The sequence below is a fragment of the Shewanella sp. FJAT-51649 genome (assembly GCF_019457435.1).
Classification (GTDB): Bacteria; Pseudomonadota; Gammaproteobacteria; order Enterobacterales; family Shewanellaceae; genus Shewanella; species Shewanella mangrovisoli.
This window is the reverse complement of record NZ_CP080411.1, coordinates 3,362,583-3,383,314: the sequence shown is the minus strand read 5'-3', so window position 1 is coordinate 3,383,314 and position 20,732 is coordinate 3,362,583. Positions and strand designations below refer to the sequence as shown.

Sequence of the window (20,732 nt, the reverse complement as noted above, 5' to 3'; positions counted from 1 at the left end):
AGACAAACATGATTTCGCAAAGACAAATTTTTCTTCATGGGCCCCTTGGCCAACGGCAAACAAAAGAGGTTATAGGTTCACAATTGGTGGCCCTTATTCTTCAGCCCCAACCTTTGTGGTTAGTGTCACCTTGGATCAGTGATTTTGATGTTTTAGACAATCGAGGCGGCGACTGGGATGCTGTTGAGCCTTCATGGGGACAGCGAATCGTTGGATGGGAGGAAGTACTTGCTTGTGCTATCAATCAAGGGACATCTCTAATGCTAGTGACTAGAGATGAGCCTCGTAATCGAAACTTTGTAGATCGATTAAAGCATCGTTTACATCCAGGAGTTGATTTTCGTTGTTTGTTTGCCGATGAAGTTCATTCAAAAGGGATGCTTTGTAAAAGCTTTTTTCTGAAAGGCTCGATGAATTTCACCTACAGTGGGGCAAACATTAACGATGAACATTTGGTATTGAGCAATGACCCTCAAATAATTTCTGAGGCTTTGATTGAATTCGAAGAACAATACCAGTTTAGGGAGTTGGAGTGAAAAGTATTTGGATAGATTCTTTTTTTAGTGCTCCGAATAAACTTACTTTGGATATATTGGAGAACCGAAAGCCGGAGCTAAAGCAATTAATGCAACCATTGCTTGACCGAGCATTTGCTGGAGAAGCACTGCAGGTGTTGCCGTGGACTAATGGAAAGCAATGGTGGTTTTACGCTTGTTGCCAAGACGGTAAAGTACTTCGAGAGTTGCAACGATTGTTGAAAGCTAGACTAGGCAGCGTATACAGCTATCCTGAAGTTCTATTGATTCCACGCCCCAATAACTTGACAGAAGAGGTGTTGTTGCAACATTTCAAAGATGGTGTGCTCCGTCTTGAAATGTTTCCAATACCTGCAGACCAACAAGTTAAAATGCAGAATGCTTTGAAGCAAGTGGTTAATGGGATTGCAGATACTTTAACTCTTTTGGATAGGCGTCCTCCAATCTTATCTACAATCAAGCGTCCAGTTGGCCAGATTCTCCGTAACTTATTGACTACTCTGGTCAATCAAGATGATCTTGGAAGTCTGAAATATTTGGATGAGTTACGTCTGAGTGGTGGAGTTTCCCATCAAAACCTAATACTGATTGAATTACAACGGCTTGGGTATTTAGGGAAGTGGCAATTGCTATTAGAGCATTCAAAGTTGGAAACTTTAATGCGGGGAAGATTGCCCAATGCTCTAGTAGAGTGGTTATTACTAGCTCTTAAAAATACTGCTATAGATAACTATCATGATGAGAGTGATAGAGCTGTTTTGAAAGCTAAGTTAACTCAATTCGAGCCACTTTTTCGACGCGTACCAATCCTTGCTAGAGATGAAAGCCATAAACCAATTTGGCTTACTTGGGGATGTGGTGCTTCGTTATTGGGAGAAAAAGGGTGGCCAAATGTTTTACATGATGAACAACTCATTAGTGAAGTATTTGCAATCACTGGTCAAGAGCTTAAACCTCGAAGCTCCCCTTTAGCAGAACAAGTAAGTCAGCCTGAATCCCTAAGTGATATTGTAAAACTACTAAATACTGGTTCAGAAAATCTTACACCTAAGCAACTGCAATTGGTGTTGGAAAAAATACCGGAATCTCTTCTGCGACAATTGCAACAAGCAATACCGATAAAAGGACAACTTGAAAGTCTTAACGAGGATCTAAATGCACAGGTTGGCGGTTGGAGTCGTTGGCTTGATGAATTAGAGAGGAATCCCAGTGAAAATTTGTTGCAGCAACTTACCAAGCATTTTCAGCAATGGCCAATTGAAAGCTACGATCCAAATCGTCTACTTAGAGTTCTAATCGCGAATCTTAGCCCTCAACAAAATTCATTACTTCGGAATATGCTACCGATGTGGCTGCTTTGGACTCAAAAACATCAATTATATAGTCAGGGAGAATTATTAGTTCGTTTCCTTGAGTTACTAGCCTTAGACGATACTGTTCATGTGGAAGATTTAACGCTATGCCAGCAATTGTTTGAGCATTTGTTGCAAGGTCAATTAACTAAATCTGAATATGTTCGTGGAATAGAGGCTTATCAGTTATTGTTTGAGAAGAATCGTTCAATTGTTGCAATTGAGAGAGCTACCGAATTTGTAGAATGGTTATTGGATGAGGTTGAATTGGCTCCTGAGTCTGTGACTAATCTCTGGCAAGACCTACAATCCCTTGCGATAAGCAAGTGGCGCCGATTGGGTTGCGATGTTACTGATGTTCTGAGATTGTTGGCCGAGGATATTTGTGGAACTGCGGATTCGTTTCCATCTGATGTTATTGACGATGACGTCCAAGTTGATGCCGTACCTGATTTATCAGGCAAGAGCTTAGCAATCTATAGCTTAACTGAAGGTGCTACTCGTCGAGCTAAAGTGATGCTAGAGGCCCGCTATGCAGGATTGCATGTAGAGGTTAATCATGATCACAGTGCCACTTCAAAATTATTGAATTTGGCTAAAAAGGCTGATTATTTCTTATTCGTCGCAGCAAGCGCAAAACATCAGGCATTTTATCCAGTATCTGAGATCCGCAATGATCTCATTTATACCCAGGGTAAGGGGACTACATCAATAATCCGAGCTTTCATATCAAAATTAAAGGATTGATTGTAATAAAATTGAGCTGAGGGGGGGGCAGATAAACTCCCTTCGGCAACTTTCTGAATATGTCTGAATAACTGCAATTTTTCTATTTTTATTTCACACTCGGTGAGTGCGAAAAAATTTGAATCCACTCTCATTGAGTGCGAGAAAATATTAAATCCACTCTAGGGGAGTGTGACGCAATGGCACACTATTTGTCATTAATGACACTGCTCTTGCCACGAATGGCAGCGCATTTGTCATTGGTGACACTAAAAATTTGTGTGAAATTTATCTGGAGACCATCAATTTAGAAAACTAAGGAGCTGTGCTCCTTATATTAGTTATATAATATTTAAATTATTATAAACGTTATAATAGTTATAACACATTTTTAGGAATAAATAAAACTATTTCGATAGGATTTTAGCTCCAGTATAGATATATCTTTAATGAGATTGAGGTACTAGACGGTTTGTCTTAAAAATAAGGTATTACCTGAATTTTTAATAGCGATATAAATTTAAACTAATCTGAATGATGCCATCAGAGAATTTAGTGTAAAAAAAATCAAGTGACTCGTCACTATTCTTCATGGGAAGGAAGTTTAAAAGATCGCTCCTTTTAGAATGATATCTAGTTGAGCCTAAATGGTAGATTTTTTGTTTACGTTTTGGCCTGCTGGATGAGCTCAATGGCTAAAGTGTAATAATTATTACGCTGCTTTACTTCATTGCTTTGTTTGAAAGAACTGAAGATGAAGAGGTTTTTTCAGATTACCTGATGTCTATCTTATAGACTTAAAATGGGAAGATGGTAATGTTATCGACAGGGTTGATAATAAAGACGTTAAAGCTCAAGGGAAAGTATGGCAGTAAACTACATAATTTATGCGCTCGGAATGAAAGGGCAAGTAATCGATAAAGTATTTGTTCCTTATCGAGAGCAGGATGGAACGTTTCCAATCTTTTCGGAAGATCTTCAACGAAAGAATGGCAGTGACAAGATCCAGAAGGCAGAGAATAAAGTACCCGGTGTAACGGAGGTTTCCGAAGCTGTCAAATATATACGCCATGGTGGATATCGTTGGAGACTCAAAGAATATGAAACTGGCCAGGTTAACATCTTCAAACCTGAGCATATCGTGATCCGAGAGCTATGAGTTTTAACGAGTCAATCAGCTACGAGCCCTCGGCTCCGGACGCAGCAAAGTTACGCCGGTTATTGAAGGAGGGATTACCTAGGAATATCTAAAAAGCTGAAGTGTAATAGTTATTACAGCCTCTACGGGACTATCTCAATGGCTAAAGTGCAATAATTATTACACTATCCACGTCGTACGTGACCAGATGATAGGACTATCTCAACAGCTAAAGTGAATATTACACTTTATTACTTCATTGCTTTGTTATTACCAATTTGAGCGCTCTCAAACTTACGAGTCTCGACTTGATAGTTATAGCATTATTACTAATTTATTTTTCCTGCTGCGCAGAAGAAAGACCAGTTGTTTGCTACAGGTTTTAGCGATTGTAATGGACAAATCACTATAAAATCGTGGACGACTTTTCTTACCTTGCTCTGATTTGGTTTGCCAACTGGCGATAGCTTCTTCACCAATCCAGGAGGTGATTGACCTTGGTTGATTAAGGCTTAGTTGTATTGTTTCCAGTTGGTCGTTTGGTAGAAGGGTTTAGGTACAATAGCTGGGTGAGTCAGTAAATGATGCCGATCTGATCATCGGCATCAAAATTAGGTCAACCGATTTTGGAAACAAAGCCGTTTCATAATGTTCAGAGTGTCACTAAACTAAATTCAGAAAATTGTGAATTCATCATTTAGTGATTTTTGCTGGTTAATAAATCGCCAATCCCGGTAATTAATTAAAAAACTAAATTACCAATTTTCTTATTTAAAAATAGAGTGTTATGTGATTTTTTTTGGTTTTTCCAACGTTGGAATATTTGGCTTAATTTTGATCTTAATTCATTAAATGGTATTTATTCTCTGCGAAGCAGGGGGATTGGACAATGAATGTTTTGTTTTTATGTACTTCTAATATTAATCGTAGCAAGACTGCAGAAGCGCATTTTTCAGTAATAAATCCTGCCAATGAATATCGTTCAGCAGGTTTGAGTGAAAAAGAGTGCCTCCGACATGGCACAACGCTGTGTAATGAAATGCTACTTAAATGGGCAAATGTTGTTTTTGTGATGGAAGATGAGCATTTACGCCGCATTCAAGAGCACACCGGTCTGGAATTCTTAGATAAAATTATCGTATTGGGGATTCCTGATATTTACAAATTTGGTGAGCCAGCGTTGATTGAACAGCTAAATAATGCCCTGGAATATAGCTTCGCCATCTTACGTGAATGCGATTTAGAGACTTTTGTGGGCGACAGATAAAGATTTGGCTCTGAATCGACACCGATTCCGTAGATTGATTTGAACTTCGATTTATCACTGAACTCTCATTTTACGATGCTGTAGTGGCATAGGCTGAAGCTATTTCGGCTAGCCCCTTTCTTTGTTAAGGCATTTTTTGTCGCGGAGCGTGCCACATCAATCGCAGTACTTTTCCTCATGACTGACAGTTGAAGTGGGGAGAAACTTCAAAAGTGAGCATAGGCTGTGTTCAGAAACTTTGGTCTGCAACCACTTGCTAGCTAGTACACTTTCACTGTTCAATGAATTAAGAACACCCAAAGGATCAAAATTTCCAATTCAGGACATATTGATTTAAAATCATTATCTTAGTGATTTTATGGTGGTGATATGAAGAGAAAATTGTTCAGTAAAGACTACATCACAGTAGCAGATGTTTACTTGGCTTATAGGAAAGCAAAAGCTGAAGCTTTTTTCGACAACTTTCACCCCAATGCTATTGCATTTAGTGAGTTTGAGAAAGAGATTAATGATAATATAGTAAAACTACACTCTATGATTATTAATGGTGAGAGTGAATGGTGGGAAGATACGAATTTTATCGGAAAGTACCATTATGTACCGAAATCTCTTGACGACTCTTCTTGGAATAATAATCTAAATGTTCACTATAGCTCTGTTGATCCGACTGAGGACTGGAAACGCCGATTCGAAGAAAATAAAAAGAAACGTCTAAATCCCAAGTATCGTTTAATTCAATCCCCAAGTGTAGAATATCAAATTATATCAGCCTTATGGATTCTAAAAGTAGGGCACAAATTTGAAGCTAGATTAGATAAAAATTTGTCCTATGGAAATAGATTAAGGCGGAAAAAGCATGTGTTTGAAGACTTTGGTCCTTATAATGGTCAAATTAACAATGATTCTAGTGGTTTATTTTCTCCATATTTCTCAGCTTATAAAAACTGGAGGAATAAAGGCCTAGCTGAAATGAAAAACCTCATCAAAGAGGGGCATTCAGTTACTGCTATTACAATGGATCTTGCGAGTTTCTATCATAACGCATCCGCTAATTTTATTCTCCGACCATCATTTTTAAAAAAAATTAATGTTGTTTTAAATGGAGATGAAAAGAAATTTACGACACTTCTATTAAATTCCATTACAAGTTGGTATAGGGAGACTCCAGATTTTAAAAAAAGAGAGGAAGGAGCATTACCTGTAGGTCTATCAGCCTCAAAGGTAATTTCAAATGTTCTCCTGTACGAACTCGATGTCCAGATACAACAAGGTCTCGACCCTTCATACTATGGTAGATATGTTGATGATATATTTTTAGTCTTTAAGACGCCAGATGATTTGGCTGTTAATGGAGACGCAATTCTTGCATACATGTCTAAACATGTAGAGTGTTTAAAAATTAATCGCGAAATAGGTAAGCAACCTGATCTAAGACTCAGATTTAATTATGCTGCCGATAGCGTATTGAAATTTACAGCTAGCAAACAAAAAATATTTTCACTATCAGGTAAGCACGGTTTGGACTTTATTGACCAAATTGCAGGTCAAATTAAGGCACAATCCAGTGAATATAGGATGCTTCCTGAGGTTCCCAAAGATTCAGTGGAAATGGCAAACAAAACGCTGCTTGCTTCGGAAGATGCCTCATTGATTGCAGATGCTCTCCGTAAAGCTGATGGTGTGTCGGTGCGTAGATTGGGATTATCACTACTTCTGAGAGATATTGAAAGCTATTCAGAGGACCTTTCAAGCGAAGAATGGAAACAAGTAAGAGTTGAATTCTATGGGTTGGTAGAACGTTACTTGTTGACACCTAAAGGATTATTTGACCTTTTTGGGTACTTACATCGAGTCTTCAAGTTGATGATTACAAATGGTGATTTTCATTGCGCAGATAATTTTGTCGACAAACTGTCAGAGTGTTTGAATCTGATAGGTGAAACTACTGATAAATCGACATTGTCAGAGTTAGATAGTTGTAGCGAATACTTCTTCGCAAGACTTATTGAAGTCGCATTGCAATCTTCTACAACAAATAACTTTGATAAATGGGAAGCTCTAAGAAAGTTGCTGATTAAGCTAAATGTACTCTCAAATTATGATGAAAAAAAACTCACCAAATCACAGATTAAGGCACTGAGCTACAGTCTACTTTTAGCTGACTTCGGGTGTCGTTCATACAAAGATTATTGGTACTACACGCAAGAAAACGACATTAGTATAACCAAAGTGCCAAGAGGGATAAGCGTAAGAAAAATACTGCGTTTGGCGTTAATTAAGAAATTCAGAGAGTCGGCTGAGTTAAAAGTACCACATTGGCCCGCTTTAGCATTTCCTACTCGCCCGCTAAGCATACAAGAGATAGCTATTATTTGCCCAAAAGTGTTCGATGAACAAGAAGATAAGTTGTTCAGAGATAGTATTCTTGGACTAAGAGGGGCTAAAACCCCCAAATTTAGTATCGGCAAAAAACGATGTGATGATGGTGTAGTATTAGCTGTACCGAGTCAAATAAAGTCAAGTGTATACATAGCACTAACAAATTTTGAAACAACTAATACACAGTACCAGTTAGCATTATCTGGCAAGCCAGATATAAGTTTAAAAAGATACGAGAAAATAAATAAGTTAGTAAATGATATATTGAAGTCAAACAGAAAATGTGACTACATTGTCTTTCCTGAGTGTTCTTTACCTAGGCGATGGGCTGTAAATATTGCTGGAAATCTCGCCAAACAAAAAATATCTTTAATTGCTGGCATTGAGTACTATAAATATAGAAATGGAACAGATATTGTTCGTAATGATTGTTTACTTTCATTGTCGACAAATTGGCCTGGATACCATAGTAATATTTTAGTACTGCAACCGAAACACTCTCCTTCCCATGGTGAAAGAAAGTCACTTAGTGAAAATTCACTTAAACTATTCGAGCCTAATTCTGATGTTAGTGTTTTCCCTGTATACAAGCATGGGAAATTTCACTTTGGCTCGATTATTTGTAGCGACTTAACAAATCCACTAAATAGAGTCAGGTTTCAAGGGAAAGTTGATTGTCTCTTTGTTCTTGAGTGGAATCCTGATGTAAAGACATTCAGTTTTCTTGTAGAGGGAGCTTCACATGATACACATTCATTTGTGGTTCAAGTGAATAACAGAGCTTATGGTGATAGTAGAGTAAGAGCTCCTTACAGAACCGACTATAAGCGTGATTCTGTGAGAGTTAAAGGTGGTCTCTCTGACACTCATGTTATCGCAGAAGTAAACTATACGACACTTAGAAAGTTTCAAAAGAAAGGAATAATGACAGATGAAAAATCTGAATTTAAACCTGTTCCCATTGGATTCAAAATGTCGAATTCTAGAAAATAGATAAAGAAGTGAATTTATAGGTTTCAAATGGAAAATATAACATGTTTTAAAACTGGTTGGTCTGCTTTACTCGATGTTGGTCTTTGGCTTAAATGGCTGAGTATTTTTTCAGACATCGCGACAGTAACAGCTGTTATAGTTGCAATAATTGCTGCAAAAATTGCTTATAAGCAGTTACTTTCGAGTGTCAAGGAGTCTAAGAGTTCAACTGCAAATAGTATATATCAGCAATATCTACATCTATGTATGGAACATCCAGCATTTTCTCTTGGTATGGAAAAGCCAGATGAAAGAAACGAAGAATACGCAAAATACTGTTGGTTTGTTTCTTCGATGCTTTTTTCATTTGAACAGGTTCTTGAAATAAATGATGATAATGAAAAGTGGTTGAAAACTATCGAGTCCCAATTATCAAGACATGCAAGTCACTTAAAAAGTTCTAGCACTGTTTCTGATGGGCATTGGAACGACAATTTAGAGTCATTGATTAATAAAGTTATAAGTGAATAGAATTGCATTTTCATATCTAAGTATTCACTGAATTTAAGGACTGTGACAACCTCGCTTCGCCCAAATTCAACTAATCCATACACGACGGCTTTGGTTTACAACTCTAAGCCGTTTTTGTCCCCTCATTTCTAATCGTTTATTCACACTATGCTATGATTAAGCTACAAGCCAGCGAAGGAGAAGTTGGTGATCATTAGATGGTCATTTTAAGGACACAGACACATGGACAGTGATATTGGTACGAAAACCTTCTTGATGGAAATCTATTGGCGACAAAGAGCGTTCGCCATCTACCAGCGCCGCAATAGCTCAGGCCGCAGCATTCCTAATTCTGTCACAGTAACGTCACTCGATGGCAGCACTGAGTTCATCGGTCAGCACTTTGCTGATGTGAGTGATGCTATTCTCTCTATAGAGAGCGTTTGATGCGTTAAGACACTCTAGCTATGACACGAACGAGACTTTAGAGTGACGACGCACTCAAAAACTGAGTAGTTATGCAGTTTTATGTGCATAACAGCAGTTAAATCGCGTTTTGCTGTAGTTTGCTGCTGAAACAGCGAAAATATGCGCGTAAACACGAGGTTTCTGCATGTTAATAAACATTAAAATGCAGAAGTTGTTGTTTGTCTTGTAAAGTAACTGCGATGTCGCAATGCTGCTTAGTCGTTTTGAAGTGAAGCTCAAGTCACTTACTGGCATAGCTGCGATTCGGGTTTGTCCCGGCCCGAGCCAGCGTCTCTAAAGCGCTTTTGTCCACTGTAAGCTTTGCTTAGTTTGCTGCATTTTTTCTCGATGAAGTTTTAATTGCTGAAATTTTATTTTTATGCATCCCATTATGGTAGCCACCAGATGGAGAATTGTTGAGAGTTCAGTATGATTTTCTCATCTACCAGAGCAACTTATGTTTTAAAAATTCAGGCTATTTATCAAAGGCAGTTTTATTATTTTATTAATTCCTATTAATATTTCATTTAAACTTCACAGTATTGTTTATCATCTTTGTTATTGGTTGGGTTAGGTTCGTTAGTCTTTTTCTGTATAAAATTAAATTATATCTATTTAAATGGTTGAACAATGGGTGATGTTTGTTATAATTTCTAAAAAATAAAAAAGGTTACTAAATGAAATTAGATATAAGAAATAATGAAATACTCGATTTTGTCATTTTGGCGATTTTAAGTGCTAACAAAAAAAATGGTGCACCGATTGCGCTGGAGGATACTTCAGAGTTTATGGTTAATATTCTTCATGAGACATCTTGTCATTTTGATCTCGACCCCTGCCTTGTTGATGAAGAAGATTCCTTAAGTGATTTTTTTGGAGGTGATGGCTTTCATATGATAAGAGATGCTGAAAGTGGACATGTTGTAAAGGGCTATAGCAATTAGTTAGATATGGCATTATGTTTAAAAAAGGAGTTTCGAAGCTATTTTTGATAGTTTTATATTTAGAAAATAAATAATTGCATTATTTCGTTCGTTCATAATTCGAGACTCAACATAATCATAAAGTTTAAGTGTAATAATTATTACACTTATCCGGTCAAACAGTTTGTAACTATCGACTATGTTTTAGCTCTCCTTGGAAAGTAAAACTGGTTTTATGTATGACTGTGTCTTGACACAGTCATGGTATATAGCAATGGATTATCAGGTTTTACCAGAATAGAGCTACAAATTTACGAATATTTTCTTTGTCACAAGCGCTAATTGAACTTAGCCGATAGCAGGAAAGTGTAATAATAATGACACTCTTCACGTCGTACGTGGCAGATGATGGCTATCTCAAAGCTAAAGCTAAAGCTAAAGCTAAAGCTAAAGCTAAAGCTAAAGCTAAAGTTAAAGTGTAATAGTTATGACACTCTCAACCACATACTTGGCCAGATGATGACTATCTCAAAGCTAAAGTGTAATAGTTATGACACTCTCAACCACGTTCTTGGCCAGATGATGACTATCTCAATGGCTAAAGTGTAATAGTTATGACACTTTACTACTTCATTACTCTGTTATTATCAATTTGGGCGTATTCTAGCTTACCAGGCGATCCCTGAGAGACATTAAGTGATAAAAGTATTATTAATTAGTACTAATTTTCCTGCTGCGCAGAAGAAAGACCAGTTGTTTGCTACAGCTTTTTCTAACTGCTGTTATTTGAATACTTATAGTTAAAGCTAAGAAATAAAAAATAAGTCAGAAATGATATAAATTTCTGACTTATTAGGTAAATTTTTATAAAATATTAGTTGTTGAATATAATTTTGATGCAATTGTTTAATGTTTACATAATAACTCTTTGCGATTTGATAATATTTTATCTACTGCATCATTTAAGTTTTCACCACTAGCAGCTGCGATTAGATATGCATCTACTTCATGCTTTAAAAATCCAACAGCCCGGCCACCTAAATTAATTGCAGGCGGGAATTTTCCTAAATTAATATATCTATGTAATGTTGCTTTCGAAAACTTAACTCTCGATAAAACTTGCTTTTTTCTTTCAATTTTAATTTCAATGTTCATATTTCAGCTCTTATTATTGTTTTTGCTTAAGCGGAAATATACACATATGAAACTTGTTTATCAATAATTAATTTAATAATTATATTGACAAAATAAGGATTTCTGTTAGGTTTTGATTATTTTATTTAATTAATATTGGGCATGTAGCAAGGGAAAAATAATTTTTTGTCTCAGTAATTATGTAGTTACTCCACCAATTCATAATTTGGCGACGCTCTTCTATATATTCAGCTTTGTTATATGCACTTCTGATTGTATTTTTATCTACGTGAGATAAGCAAACCTCAATCGCATCTATATTGAATCCTTGCTCGTTTAAAGCCGTACTACCGATAGATCTTAAACCATGGCTTACTAAAATACCCTCCATTCCGGCACGTTTTAATGCCATATTGACAGATTGGCTATTCAGATGGCTGCCAGGATTTCGATCACTTGGAAAAACATATTTCTGTCCAAACGAAATTTTTTTCATGAACTCAAGTAACTTCAATGCTTCAGGAGACATTGGGATCTTATGATCGCGATTCTTCTTCATTTTTTCTTTAGGAATAGTCCAAATTTCATTCTCAAAATCAATCTCATTCCATTCTGCTCGGGCGCACTCGACTGGCCGAGTGAGCGTGTGGAGTTGAAATTCAAAAGCACAACGTGTCACATGCTTGATGTTTGCGAGTGACATTGCCCGCATTAATTCACCAAGTTGCTCTGGTTTTATCGTGAGCATGTGAGTCGACTTAGGCTTTTTAAACGCAAACTTGATACCAGATAAAGGATTTGATTGAAGTCTTCCGCAATTCACCGCGTAGTTCATGATTTCATTTAAACGCTGGCATACACGCTTAACTGTTTCTAGAGCGCCTTTTGCTTCAACAGTCCTCAAATTTTGAATGACGATTGGAGCTGTGAGTCCATCAATAGGTAGATTGCCAAGATTGGGAAATATATGTCGCTCTAACGAGCGCCAAATGTCATCGGCGTAATCTGGGGTGATGTCATGCTTTTTGACTTCGATCCACTCGCGTGCAATTGCAAGAAGTGTGGATGTCTGAGCTATCTGAGCTGAAACGAGTTGGTTATCTCGGTGTGTTTTTGGGTCAATACCTTCTGCTACTAATGTCCGCATCTCTCGCTTTTTCTCCCTGGCGGATGCAAGAGTGATCTCAGGATATTTTCCTAAACCAATATTTTTGCGTTTTTTTGTTGTCGGATGGATGTAATTGAAGATCCAGGACTTCGTTCCGTTTGGCATGACGCGGAGAAATAATCCATCACCATCACCGATGGAGTATTCCTTTTCTTGTGGCTTAATTCTTGATATTTGAGCGGTAGATAAGGGTTTGATTTGCTTAGCCATAGTGACACATTCCTCTTTGATGTAACACGAAAATGTCTACAACATAGTGCGTGTTACTAGTAATGTTACTAGACGAATGAGACAAAGTGAAATTTCATGAGACGCTATGAAATCTTCAACATGATGTAAAACAAAGAGTTAATAAAGAAAAAGGGACGTCCTGAGACGTCCCGATTCTACTATTTGGTGGAGGCGGCGGGACTTGAACCCGCGTCCAGAAAACCTACATCCAAGGCGCTACATGCTTAGTCTTTCTATTGTTTAACCGTTTGAACTCCGAAAGACAGGATCCCACACGGTGAGTCCGGTACTGTTTCGCGGTTCACCCCCGGACAGGGTTCCCTCGCTAGCACGATGTGAGATGACCATCAAATCCACTGCCCATGTGCGAAACGTGTGGTAGATGGCTAGCGGCATTAAGCGGCTAGAGCGTAGTTATCGTCGTTTGCAACTATAACTTTGCGGCTTTTAACGAGGCCAACCGCCCCTCGGCATGCTCCCAGGGTTTCGTGAATCCTGTCGAATCCAGAATCGCCCCCAAGAAAGTTGATTGTAACTCGTAGCGTGGTGATAACCTAGTATCATTTGCTGCAAGTTCAATCGTTTGTTCATTATCCGCGCGTTTTTTCCTTTTTCATTACGCGGGCTTTTTCCACTTCCCACTCGCGTGCTTTGGTATCTTCACGCTTGTCGTGGTCTTTTTTACCTTTACCTAGGCCGATTTCTACTTTGACCCAAGCCCCTTTACGCCAGTACATGGAGATAGGGATAATCGAGTAGCCTTGACGCTCAACAAGACCGGCTAATTTGTCTAACTCTTTACGACTTAACAGTAATTTCTTCAGTCGAATCGGGTCGCACACCACATGGGTGGAGGCGGTATTGAGCGGAATAATGGTACAGCCATGCATAAAGGCTTCGCCATTTTTTAAGAAGACGTAGCAGTCCGATAGGTTTACTTTACCCATACGGATAGACTTCACTTCCCATCCCATGAGGGAAATGCCAGCTTCCATTTTTTCTTCGAAACGGTATTCGAAGGTTGCGCGCTTATTGCGTGCGATCGTCGCAGGCGCGGCTTTTTTTGAGTTTTTCTTTACCATAGTGGCGCCATTATACGCACGGTGAATCAATTTGAAATGGATATAAGGGTTTATTTGGGCTATTTCAAGCCCCCATCATTTTATTGCTGTTTTTTTATGCGGTTTTGCTTAGTCATCATAGGGATATGTGAGGGGTGCGTTTTTTAAGTATCGTGGTAGAATCCAAACCAATTTTGTTAGCTTCCCTAGAGAGTAGGGCGCGCGGAGTTCGCTTGAGACAGCGTGTTTACTTAGATTGAGAGTGCCAAGCCCTATGCCGCAAATTTCTCGAAGTGTGTTAGTTCGTTTTAGTGCGATGCAAATGTATGATTTAGTCAATGATGTTGAGTCGTACAAAGAGTTTTTACCCGGTTGTGTTGGCGGTAAAGTGCTTGAGTTTGATGGTAAAACCATGGTGGCCTCGGTCGATGTGAGTAAGGCGGGGATCCGTAAGACCTTCACTACGCGCAATCAGGTGGTGCCGGGAAAGAGTATCGAGTTAAGACTTGAAAATGGGCCTTTTAAACACTTATTCGGCCAGTGGCGTTTTACCGAGTTGACGGAAGATGCCTGTAAGGTGGAGTTTGACTTAAATTTCGAGTTTTCCAGCTCATTGGTCGATATGGCTTTTGGTAAAGTGTTTAATGATCTTATGGTGTCAATGGTGACGGCATTTACCAGCCGCGCTAAGGTAATTTACAGTGACAAATGAAGCAGATAAGTTCGTCGTCGATGTTATTTATGCACTGCCGACTCAGCAAAAGGTGATTTCGGTTAGCGTATTGCCCGGCACGAGCGCGATTGACATAGTGCGTCAGAGCAATATGGTGAGTTTTTTCCCTGAGATTGATTTAGAAACGGTAAAGCTTGGGGTGTTTAGCAATGTGGTTAAGCATGACCAAGTGATTCTACCGGGGCAGCGAGTGGAGATTTATCGCCCGCTGATCGCCGATCCTAAGGATGTGCGCCGTCGCCGTGCCGATAAGGCCAAGGATGAAGGTCGTGCCAATAAAGTGACCGGTGGACGGGTGTCTTAATTTGTCCGTAACACGAACAAACAAAAAGCGCCATGGGCGCTTTTTGTTTTTAAGGTAAGTGTTAAACCAGTGTGCTTACTTGATTGGCTTTTGAACTTGCGCTTCGGTTTGATTTTCTTTCACTAATGGCTTTTCATCTGGACGCTGTGCTGGCACGAGCGGCGCAGACTCAGCGGTGTTGGCCATAGGTAACTTACTCTGCTCAAGCGGCGTATTAAACTCTGGGCTTAATTCATAGTCGCCCTTCACTAAGCTTAATTTGTTACCGGTAAAGTGCAGGATCAGTTCTTTGTGGGTAATGCTCGCATCACGGCCACTCTTATAGTGGTACACATAATACCAAGTGTCATCGGCAAAGCTGTCACGCAATACTGGGCGCCCAAGAATGTATTCGGCCTGCTCTTTGGTCATGTCGATACGCAACTTTTCAACCTGTTGCGGCTCCATGTAGTTGCCTTGCGGAATATCGGGCTTATAGATCAGCCAATCAAACACGCTACAGGCACTGAGCGAAACTGAGAGCGCAATGGCACTCAGCAGGGTAAGACTTTGCTTTTTATTGATCATTGTATGCGCTACTTCTGAAAATCTGGCGGCCATCATACCCAAGCACTCCCCCTTATGACAAGGGTAATTGGGCGTTGCGGCGCTTATCGTTGCAATTGTGTGAGTTTTCGACCTAAGCGACGCGTTTTAGTTCGCGATGAGTGAAGATTTTTATGCTGATGATTGCGCTTAAATAAGCTACCCCGCGGTAAATTGCGCTGAAAAACCGTAAAGTTAAGCAAAGTCGAAATAGTCATGTAGCAATGTTGTGAAAACATGGGTAAAGTTGTGAAAGTGTTTTACTTTGATGGTGTTAGCATTTTCTCGCGACTTTAGGGAGTAGCATAGGGTTTAGCGGTTGCTATCAAGGTTATGGCTTGAGTGCATCAATCAGCCTGCGGTAGTGCATTTTTAGGAGAGACCATTGGGATCACTCGTTTGTGTGGGTACGGGGTTACAGCTCGCGGGGCAAATTAGCGTATTAAGCCGCAGCTATATTGAACATGCCGATATTGTATTTTCACTCTTACCCGACGGTTTTTCGCAGCGTTGGCTGACGAAGCTCAACCCCAATGTCATCAATTTGCAGCAGTTTTATGCGCAAAATGGGGAAGTTAAAAATCGCCGAGACACCTACGAGCAAATGGTCAATGCCATTCTAGATGCGGTGAGAGCGGGTAAAAAAACCGTGTGTGCACTCTATGGTCATCCGGGCGTATTTGCCTGTGTATCCCATATGGCGATAACTCGCGCCAAGGCCGAAGGGTTTTCGGCCAAGATGGAGCCGGGGATTTCGGCCGAAGCTTGCCTTTGGGCCGACTTAGGGATTGACCCAGGCAACTCAGGGCATCAAAGCTTTGAAGCCAGCCAGTTTATGTTTTTCAACCATGTGCCGGATCCAACCACTCACTTATTACTCTGGCAAATCGCGATTGCGGGCGAACATACCCTAACCCAATTTCATACCTCGAGTGATAGGTTGCAGATCCTCGTGGAGCAGTTAAATCAATGGTACCCGCTCGAGCATGAGGTGGTCATCTACGAAGCGGCTAATTTGCCAATCCAAGCCCCGCGTATCGAGCGTTTACCTTTAGCGAATTTACCCCAAGCACACTTAACGCCGATTAGTACGTTGTTAATTCCGCCTGCAAAAAAGCTGGAGTACAACTATGCTATTTTGGCTAAGTTAGGGATCGGTCCCGAAGATTTGGGCTAAATTGAAGTGTGATATTGAGTCATTATTAACAATAAGGAAAAAACATGTCTGCATTATCGGATTTTTTTACCCAGCTAGGCCAAGATGCGCAGTTAATGGAAGACTATAAACAGAATCCTGAGGCGGTGATGCGTGCCCATGGGTTAACGGATGAAGAAATTAACGCTGTAATGACTGGGGATATTGAAAAGCTAAAAGTCTTGAATGGCGACCAAAATTATCAAACCTTTGTTTTAGTTAATCACGGTAATAATTAACTTATCTTGAAACGGTTGCGTTGTGCCCTATTAGCCATCTTTGCTTTGTGTTCGACAGCGTTGATGGCTAACTCTCTCGATTTTGATCAGGCACTCAATGAGCTTGATGTATTACTGCAATCTGATCTTAGCGCCGCGCAGAAAAAACTGGCCGAATATGAGAAAGAATTCAGCAAATTAACTTCAGTGCAACAAGGCCGACTGAGGATAGATAGAGCGATAGGTTATTTTTTCACAGGTGAATATGCCAAAGCGTTAGACGATCTGCATCAGGCCGAAACCTTAATCACAAGTTCTGAATTATTAGCATCGGTTTATAGCTATCAAGCCACGGTCTATATAGGGATGCGCGACTATGACAAAGCCTTATCGGCTGTCGCCAAAGCATTAGCCCTAGTGGTGAATATCGATGATATTACGATTAAACGTCACTCTTATCTAAGAATTGCCAATATTTATTCTGAAATGGACGCTTATAGCGATATGGGCCTCTATGCCAATAAGGTGTTACAACTCGCTCAGGAAACCGATGTCCGCGATATTTGCCATGCCAAATTGCTGCGGGCGATTTACTTGCTCGGTGTGAAAAGTCCCGACACCTTCGACGCCTTCGAAGATAGCCGTCAATATTGTGATGCGAAGCAATTTCCCCTTTTGGCGACTATGTCGATGAAAGGCAAAGGGGTGGTTTTGCAGGAGCGGGGTGACTATTTAGGCGCGAGAGCGATTTTGCTATTAGCGTTAAAAGGGTATGAAGCTTTTCAATTTCAATTAGAAATCAGCCATGTGCATGCACTACTTGCTGAGAATTACTTTGCAACGGGTGAGCTGGTTCAAGCAAAAAGTCACGCAGTTAAAGTGCTCACATTTCCCGACGATAATAGTTATATCGAACATAAGCATATTGCCTACAAAGTGTTTGCCGAGTTGATGGCGGCGGACAAACAATTTGAGCAAGCCTATGAATACTCCAGAAAAGAGCAACATTATAATCAACTGATTTTTGACCAATCTAAGATGAAAACCCTTGCTTATCAAGCGGCTAAGTTTAATGCCGATGAGCAGGCGCGTGAAATCAACTTGCTGAATAAAGAGCGCGAACTTTACATCGCTCAGCAAACGGTAAAAGAGCGCGAGTACACTAATATGCTGATGTTTATCACCATATTAGTGGGCGGGCTGTTTTTCCTCGCGATTTTGTTAGTGGTAGGCAATTTGCAAAAACGGCGTTTTATGCGCATGGCCAGAATGGATGCATTGACGGGCGTGCTTAACCGTGGTGCGGGGCAAGATCTGGGCGAAAATTTGTTTGTGCAAGCCGCTGCCCGAGGGGGCGATTATTGCGTGATTTTATTCGACTTGGACCATTTTAAACGGATTAATGATTCCTACGGCCATGGCACGGGTGACTGGGCGCTGAAAAAAGTCGTGGAAGTATTAAAACCCCATGTCCGTAATGGCGATGTGTTTGCCCGGATTGGCGGCGAAGAGTTTGCGTTGTTTTTGCCCTATGCCAATGAGGAAAAGGGAATGGAAGTTGCCGAACAATGCCGTCGACGACTCGAAGCCATTGATACGCATCTCTCGGGGCATAAATTTACTATCACCGCGAGCTTTGGGGTCAGCGGTATGACAAAAGAAGACTTAAGCCTAGACCCTTTGCTGCACCGTGCCGATATGGCGCTGTATGCCGCAAAATCCAATGGTCGTAACAGTGTATTCTGTTATGAGGACGCTTTAGCCTCAGATAAACGCGCCACCAATATTACCAGTCAGTTTGCAAGGCAGTAGCGTACGAGTTGTATTGTCTGTGTAACTGACTGTTTAGGCTAATGTAACGTAGATTTCTTCTTTCGCTGTTTCGCTTATTTCTTGTTTTTTTCGATGATTTTTAGGCCAATTTTTCACACTTTTTCCTGTCTAACTAGAGTATGATTGCCAGCGGTAGCCGAAGCTTTTTTGCTTAAGGCTATCCCCCTATTTTTGCCTTTCGCTAACGTTGTGGAGCCCTAATGGAAGAGTCGAGTCTGCTCACTTCTGTATTGTTATTTTTATTGGCCGCGGTGATTTTTGTGCCCTTGGGCAAACGTTTTGGCGCAGGACCGATTCTGTCTTATCTCGCTGCCGGGGTGATTCTAGGCCCCGGAGGCATGGCGCTGGTGTCTGATCCCGCCGCCGTGCTGCATTTTGCCGAGCTGGGTGTGGTACTGATGCTGTTTGTCCTCGGGCTTGAACTCAATCCGAGCAAGTTATGGGAGCTGCGCAGCGCCATCTTTGGTCTCGGCAGTGGTCAGTTACTCCTTTCTTGGGCGGCAATTGGCGGTTTAGCCTGGGGATTTGGCTTATCCATTGAGGCGGCATTAGTGGTGGGCGCAGCGTTATCACTATCATCGACGGCTTTTGCGGTGCAGCTGATGAGCGAACATAGACTACTGACCACTCCGCTTGGCCGTGATGCCTTTGGGGTGTTGTTAATGCAAGATCTCGCCGTGATCCCCATGTTGCTATTAACCGCTTACCTTGCACCTAATTCGGCCCAGATTGAGCACCATGCGGTGCCATGGTATTGGACCTGTGTGGCCTTAGTGGGCTTTGTGTTAGTGGGCAAATATCTGTTACCGCGGGTACTTAAGCTTGTTGCCAGCAGCGGGGTTCGTGAGGTGTTAACCGCCTTTGCATTGTTGCTGGTGATGGGCAGCGCCGAATTGATGGAGTGGCTAGGGCTGTCGGCGGGTATGGGCGCATTCTTAGCCGGAATTATGTTGGCGAACTCCAGCTACCGACATCAGCTTGAAACCGATATTGAACCTTTTAAGGGCTTACTGCTTGGGCTGTTTTTTATGGCCGTGGGCATGAGTATGGATCTCAAGCTGTTTTTAACCGATCCCTTACTCATACTTGCGATTTTGCTGGGCATGTTACTGATTAAGACTCTCGTGCTGATGCTCCTTGGCCGTTTACGGCACCATGCATGGCGCCCGAGTATTGCCCTCGGCCTTATCTTGGCCGAAGGCGGTGAGTTTGCCTTCGTGCTGCTGTCGCAGGCGCAATTATCCAGCATAGTGGATGATAAAATCGCCCAAATCTTAGTGCTCGCCATAGGTTTATCCATGGCAGTCACGCCGATGATTTTCACGCTTTTTAGAGCCACGAAACCTAAGGTGGTGGATACACGTTTGCCCGATACCATTAATGTGACTGAATCTGAGGTGGTGATCGCCGGATTTGGGCGGGTTGGGCAGATCACTGGGCGGATTTTAGCGTCATCGGGCATTCCGTTTGTGGCCTTAGATAAGGATGCCAGCCATGTGGATGTGATCCGCAAATACGGTGGTGAGGTCTATTTTGGCGATGCCAGACGTTTAGATATGTTGATGTCTGCGGGGATTGCACGCTCGCGCCTGTTGCTGCTGGCCGTTGATAATGTTGAGGATTCGATTGAAATTGCCCAGCAGGTGAAAACCCATTTCCCTCACATCAATATCGTTGCTCGGGCGCGGGACCGTAACCATGCCTATCGATTAATGAGCCTTGGGGTGACCGATGTGTTCCGTGAAACCTTTGGTTCGGCTTTATCCGCCAGTGAGAAGATTTTGCAGGGCTTAGGCTTATCGCAGGTGCAAGCCAATGAACGGGTGAAGATTTTTGCCGAGCACGATAAAAAGCTGGTGATAGCCAGCTCGGCCCATCAACATGATTTAGCCAAGCTCCTTGATTTATCCAATAAAGGAAAAGCTGAGTTGGAGTCGCTGATGCGTGGCGACCGGGAAAACGTCAGTTAAGTCTGCTAGCTAAAACAAACAAGAGAGCC

18 protein-coding genes, 1 other RNA gene and 1 pseudogene are annotated in these 20,732 nt (G+C 41.0%); 14 read left to right on the top strand and 6 right to left on the bottom strand.

From position 1 onward, the window contains the following. Positions 1–8: 8 nt before the first annotated feature. The 3 genes from dpdK (at position 9) to K0H59_RS14910 (ending at position 3,773) form a co-directional block, all read left to right on the top strand. Positions 9–536: a phospholipase D-like domain-containing protein DpdK gene (gene dpdK, locus K0H59_RS14920; RefSeq protein WP_220053571.1), complete on the top strand. Its 528-nt coding sequence runs from the start codon at positions 9–11 to the stop codon at positions 534–536. Next, on the top strand, positions 533–2,635 hold the full coding sequence (dpdD, locus tag K0H59_RS14915) for a protein DpdD (protein WP_220053570.1): 2,103 nt from the start codon (positions 533–535) through the stop codon (positions 2,633–2,635). The genes dpdK and dpdD overlap by 4 nt, the downstream gene beginning before the upstream one ends. Positions 2,636–3,479: 844 nt before the next feature. Next, on the top strand, positions 3,480–3,773 hold the full coding sequence (locus K0H59_RS14910; protein WP_220053569.1) for a hypothetical protein: 294 nt from the start codon (positions 3,480–3,482) through the stop codon (positions 3,771–3,773). A gap of 363 nt (positions 3,774–4,136) precedes the next feature. On the opposite strand, the pseudogene K0H59_RS21295 reads toward K0H59_RS14910, so the two are convergent. Next, a pseudogene (locus tag K0H59_RS21295) lies at positions 4,137–4,258 on the bottom strand (transposase); the annotation flags it as partial. 383 nt (positions 4,259–4,641) lie between these two features. Between K0H59_RS21295 and K0H59_RS14900 the strand changes: the two are divergent. The 5 genes from K0H59_RS14900 to K0H59_RS14880 all read left to right on the top strand — a co-directional run bounded on the left by K0H59_RS14900 (position 4,642) and on the right by K0H59_RS14880 (position 10,292). After that, positions 4,642–5,019 carry a hypothetical protein gene (locus tag K0H59_RS14900; protein ID WP_220053568.1) on the top strand — a complete coding sequence of 126 codons (378 nt, stop codon included), beginning with the start codon at positions 4,642–4,644 and terminating at the stop codon, positions 5,017–5,019. Positions 5,020–5,388: 369 nt separating this feature from the next. Further along, positions 5,389–8,391, top strand: coding sequence for an RNA-directed DNA polymerase (locus K0H59_RS14895; protein ID WP_220053567.1), 3,003 nt, complete (start codon positions 5,389–5,391; stop codon positions 8,389–8,391). A 27-nt stretch (positions 8,392–8,418) separates the two neighbouring features. Next, entirely contained in the window at positions 8,419–8,901 is a 483-nt protein-coding gene (locus K0H59_RS14890; protein ID WP_220053566.1) for a hypothetical protein, read from the top strand. A gap of 222 nt (positions 8,902–9,123) precedes the next feature. Then, on the top strand, positions 9,124–9,327 hold the full coding sequence (locus tag K0H59_RS14885) for a hypothetical protein (protein ID WP_220053565.1): 204 nt from the start codon (positions 9,124–9,126) through the stop codon (positions 9,325–9,327). A gap of 698 nt (positions 9,328–10,025) precedes the next feature. Beyond that, the gene (locus K0H59_RS14880) at positions 10,026–10,292 is read left to right on the top strand and encodes a hypothetical protein (protein WP_220053564.1); all 267 of its coding nucleotides are present in this window, start codon (positions 10,026–10,028) and stop codon (positions 10,290–10,292) included. A gap of 885 nt (positions 10,293–11,177) precedes the next feature. Here the strand turns inward: K0H59_RS14880 and K0H59_RS14875 are convergent. The 4 genes from K0H59_RS14875 to smpB form a co-directional block, all read right to left on the bottom strand. Next, a complete protein-coding gene (locus tag K0H59_RS14875) occupies positions 11,178–11,426 on the bottom strand; it encodes an AlpA family transcriptional regulator (RefSeq protein ID WP_220053563.1) in 249 nt (82 codons plus the stop codon). 121 nt (positions 11,427–11,547) lie between these two features. Then, positions 11,548–12,783 (bottom strand): integrase domain-containing protein, encoded by a 1,236-nt coding sequence (locus K0H59_RS14870; RefSeq protein WP_220053562.1) that lies wholly within the window; start codon positions 12,781–12,783, stop codon positions 11,548–11,550. 184 nt (positions 12,784–12,967) lie between these two features. Further along, positions 12,968–13,322: a transfer-messenger RNA gene (gene ssrA, locus K0H59_RS14865) on the bottom strand. 72 nt (positions 13,323–13,394) lie between these two features. Beyond that, positions 13,395–13,886, bottom strand: a complete 492-nt coding sequence (gene smpB / locus K0H59_RS14860; protein ID WP_011623527.1) for an SsrA-binding protein SmpB — start codon at positions 13,884–13,886, stop codon at positions 13,395–13,397. Positions 13,887–14,139: 253 nt separating this feature from the next. Here smpB and K0H59_RS14855 point away from each other — a divergent pair, with 253 nt between their 5' ends. Together K0H59_RS14855 and K0H59_RS14850 are read left to right on the top strand one after the other, a co-directional pair. Next, complete coding sequence (locus K0H59_RS14855; RefSeq protein WP_011623526.1) at positions 14,140–14,577, top strand: type II toxin-antitoxin system RatA family toxin; 438 nt, start codon at positions 14,140–14,142, stop codon at positions 14,575–14,577. After that, a complete protein-coding gene (locus K0H59_RS14850; RefSeq protein WP_011623525.1) occupies positions 14,567–14,902 on the top strand; it encodes an RnfH family protein in 336 nt (111 codons plus the stop codon). Before K0H59_RS14855 ends, K0H59_RS14850 begins: the two co-directional genes overlap by 11 nt. 75 nt (positions 14,903–14,977) lie before the next feature. Here the strand turns inward: K0H59_RS14850 and K0H59_RS14845 are convergent, their stop codons facing one another. Then, complete coding sequence (locus K0H59_RS14845) at positions 14,978–15,469, bottom strand: outer membrane protein assembly factor BamE (RefSeq protein ID WP_039978606.1); 492 nt, start codon at positions 15,467–15,469, stop codon at positions 14,978–14,980. A gap of 403 nt (positions 15,470–15,872) precedes the next feature. Between K0H59_RS14845 and K0H59_RS14840 the strand changes: the two genes are divergently transcribed. The 4 genes from K0H59_RS14840 (at position 15,873) to K0H59_RS14825 (ending at position 20,703) form a co-directional block, all read left to right on the top strand. Further along, complete coding sequence (locus K0H59_RS14840; RefSeq protein WP_088210567.1) at positions 15,873–16,664, top strand: SAM-dependent methyltransferase; 792 nt, start codon at positions 15,873–15,875, stop codon at positions 16,662–16,664. 44 nt (positions 16,665–16,708) lie between these two features. Then, complete coding sequence (locus K0H59_RS14835) at positions 16,709–16,921, top strand: hypothetical protein (RefSeq protein WP_220053561.1); 213 nt, start codon at positions 16,709–16,711, stop codon at positions 16,919–16,921. A 63-nt stretch (positions 16,922–16,984) separates the two neighbouring features. Beyond that, the gene (locus tag K0H59_RS14830) at positions 16,985–18,712 is read left to right on the top strand and encodes a GGDEF domain-containing protein (protein ID WP_220053560.1); all 1,728 of its coding nucleotides are present in this window, start codon (positions 16,985–16,987) and stop codon (positions 18,710–18,712) included. 221 nt (positions 18,713–18,933) lie between these two features. Beyond that, positions 18,934–20,703: a monovalent cation:proton antiporter-2 (CPA2) family protein gene (locus K0H59_RS14825; RefSeq protein ID WP_220053559.1), complete on the top strand. Its 1,770-nt coding sequence runs from the start codon at positions 18,934–18,936 to the stop codon at positions 20,701–20,703. Positions 20,704–20,732: the final 29 nt, after the last annotated feature.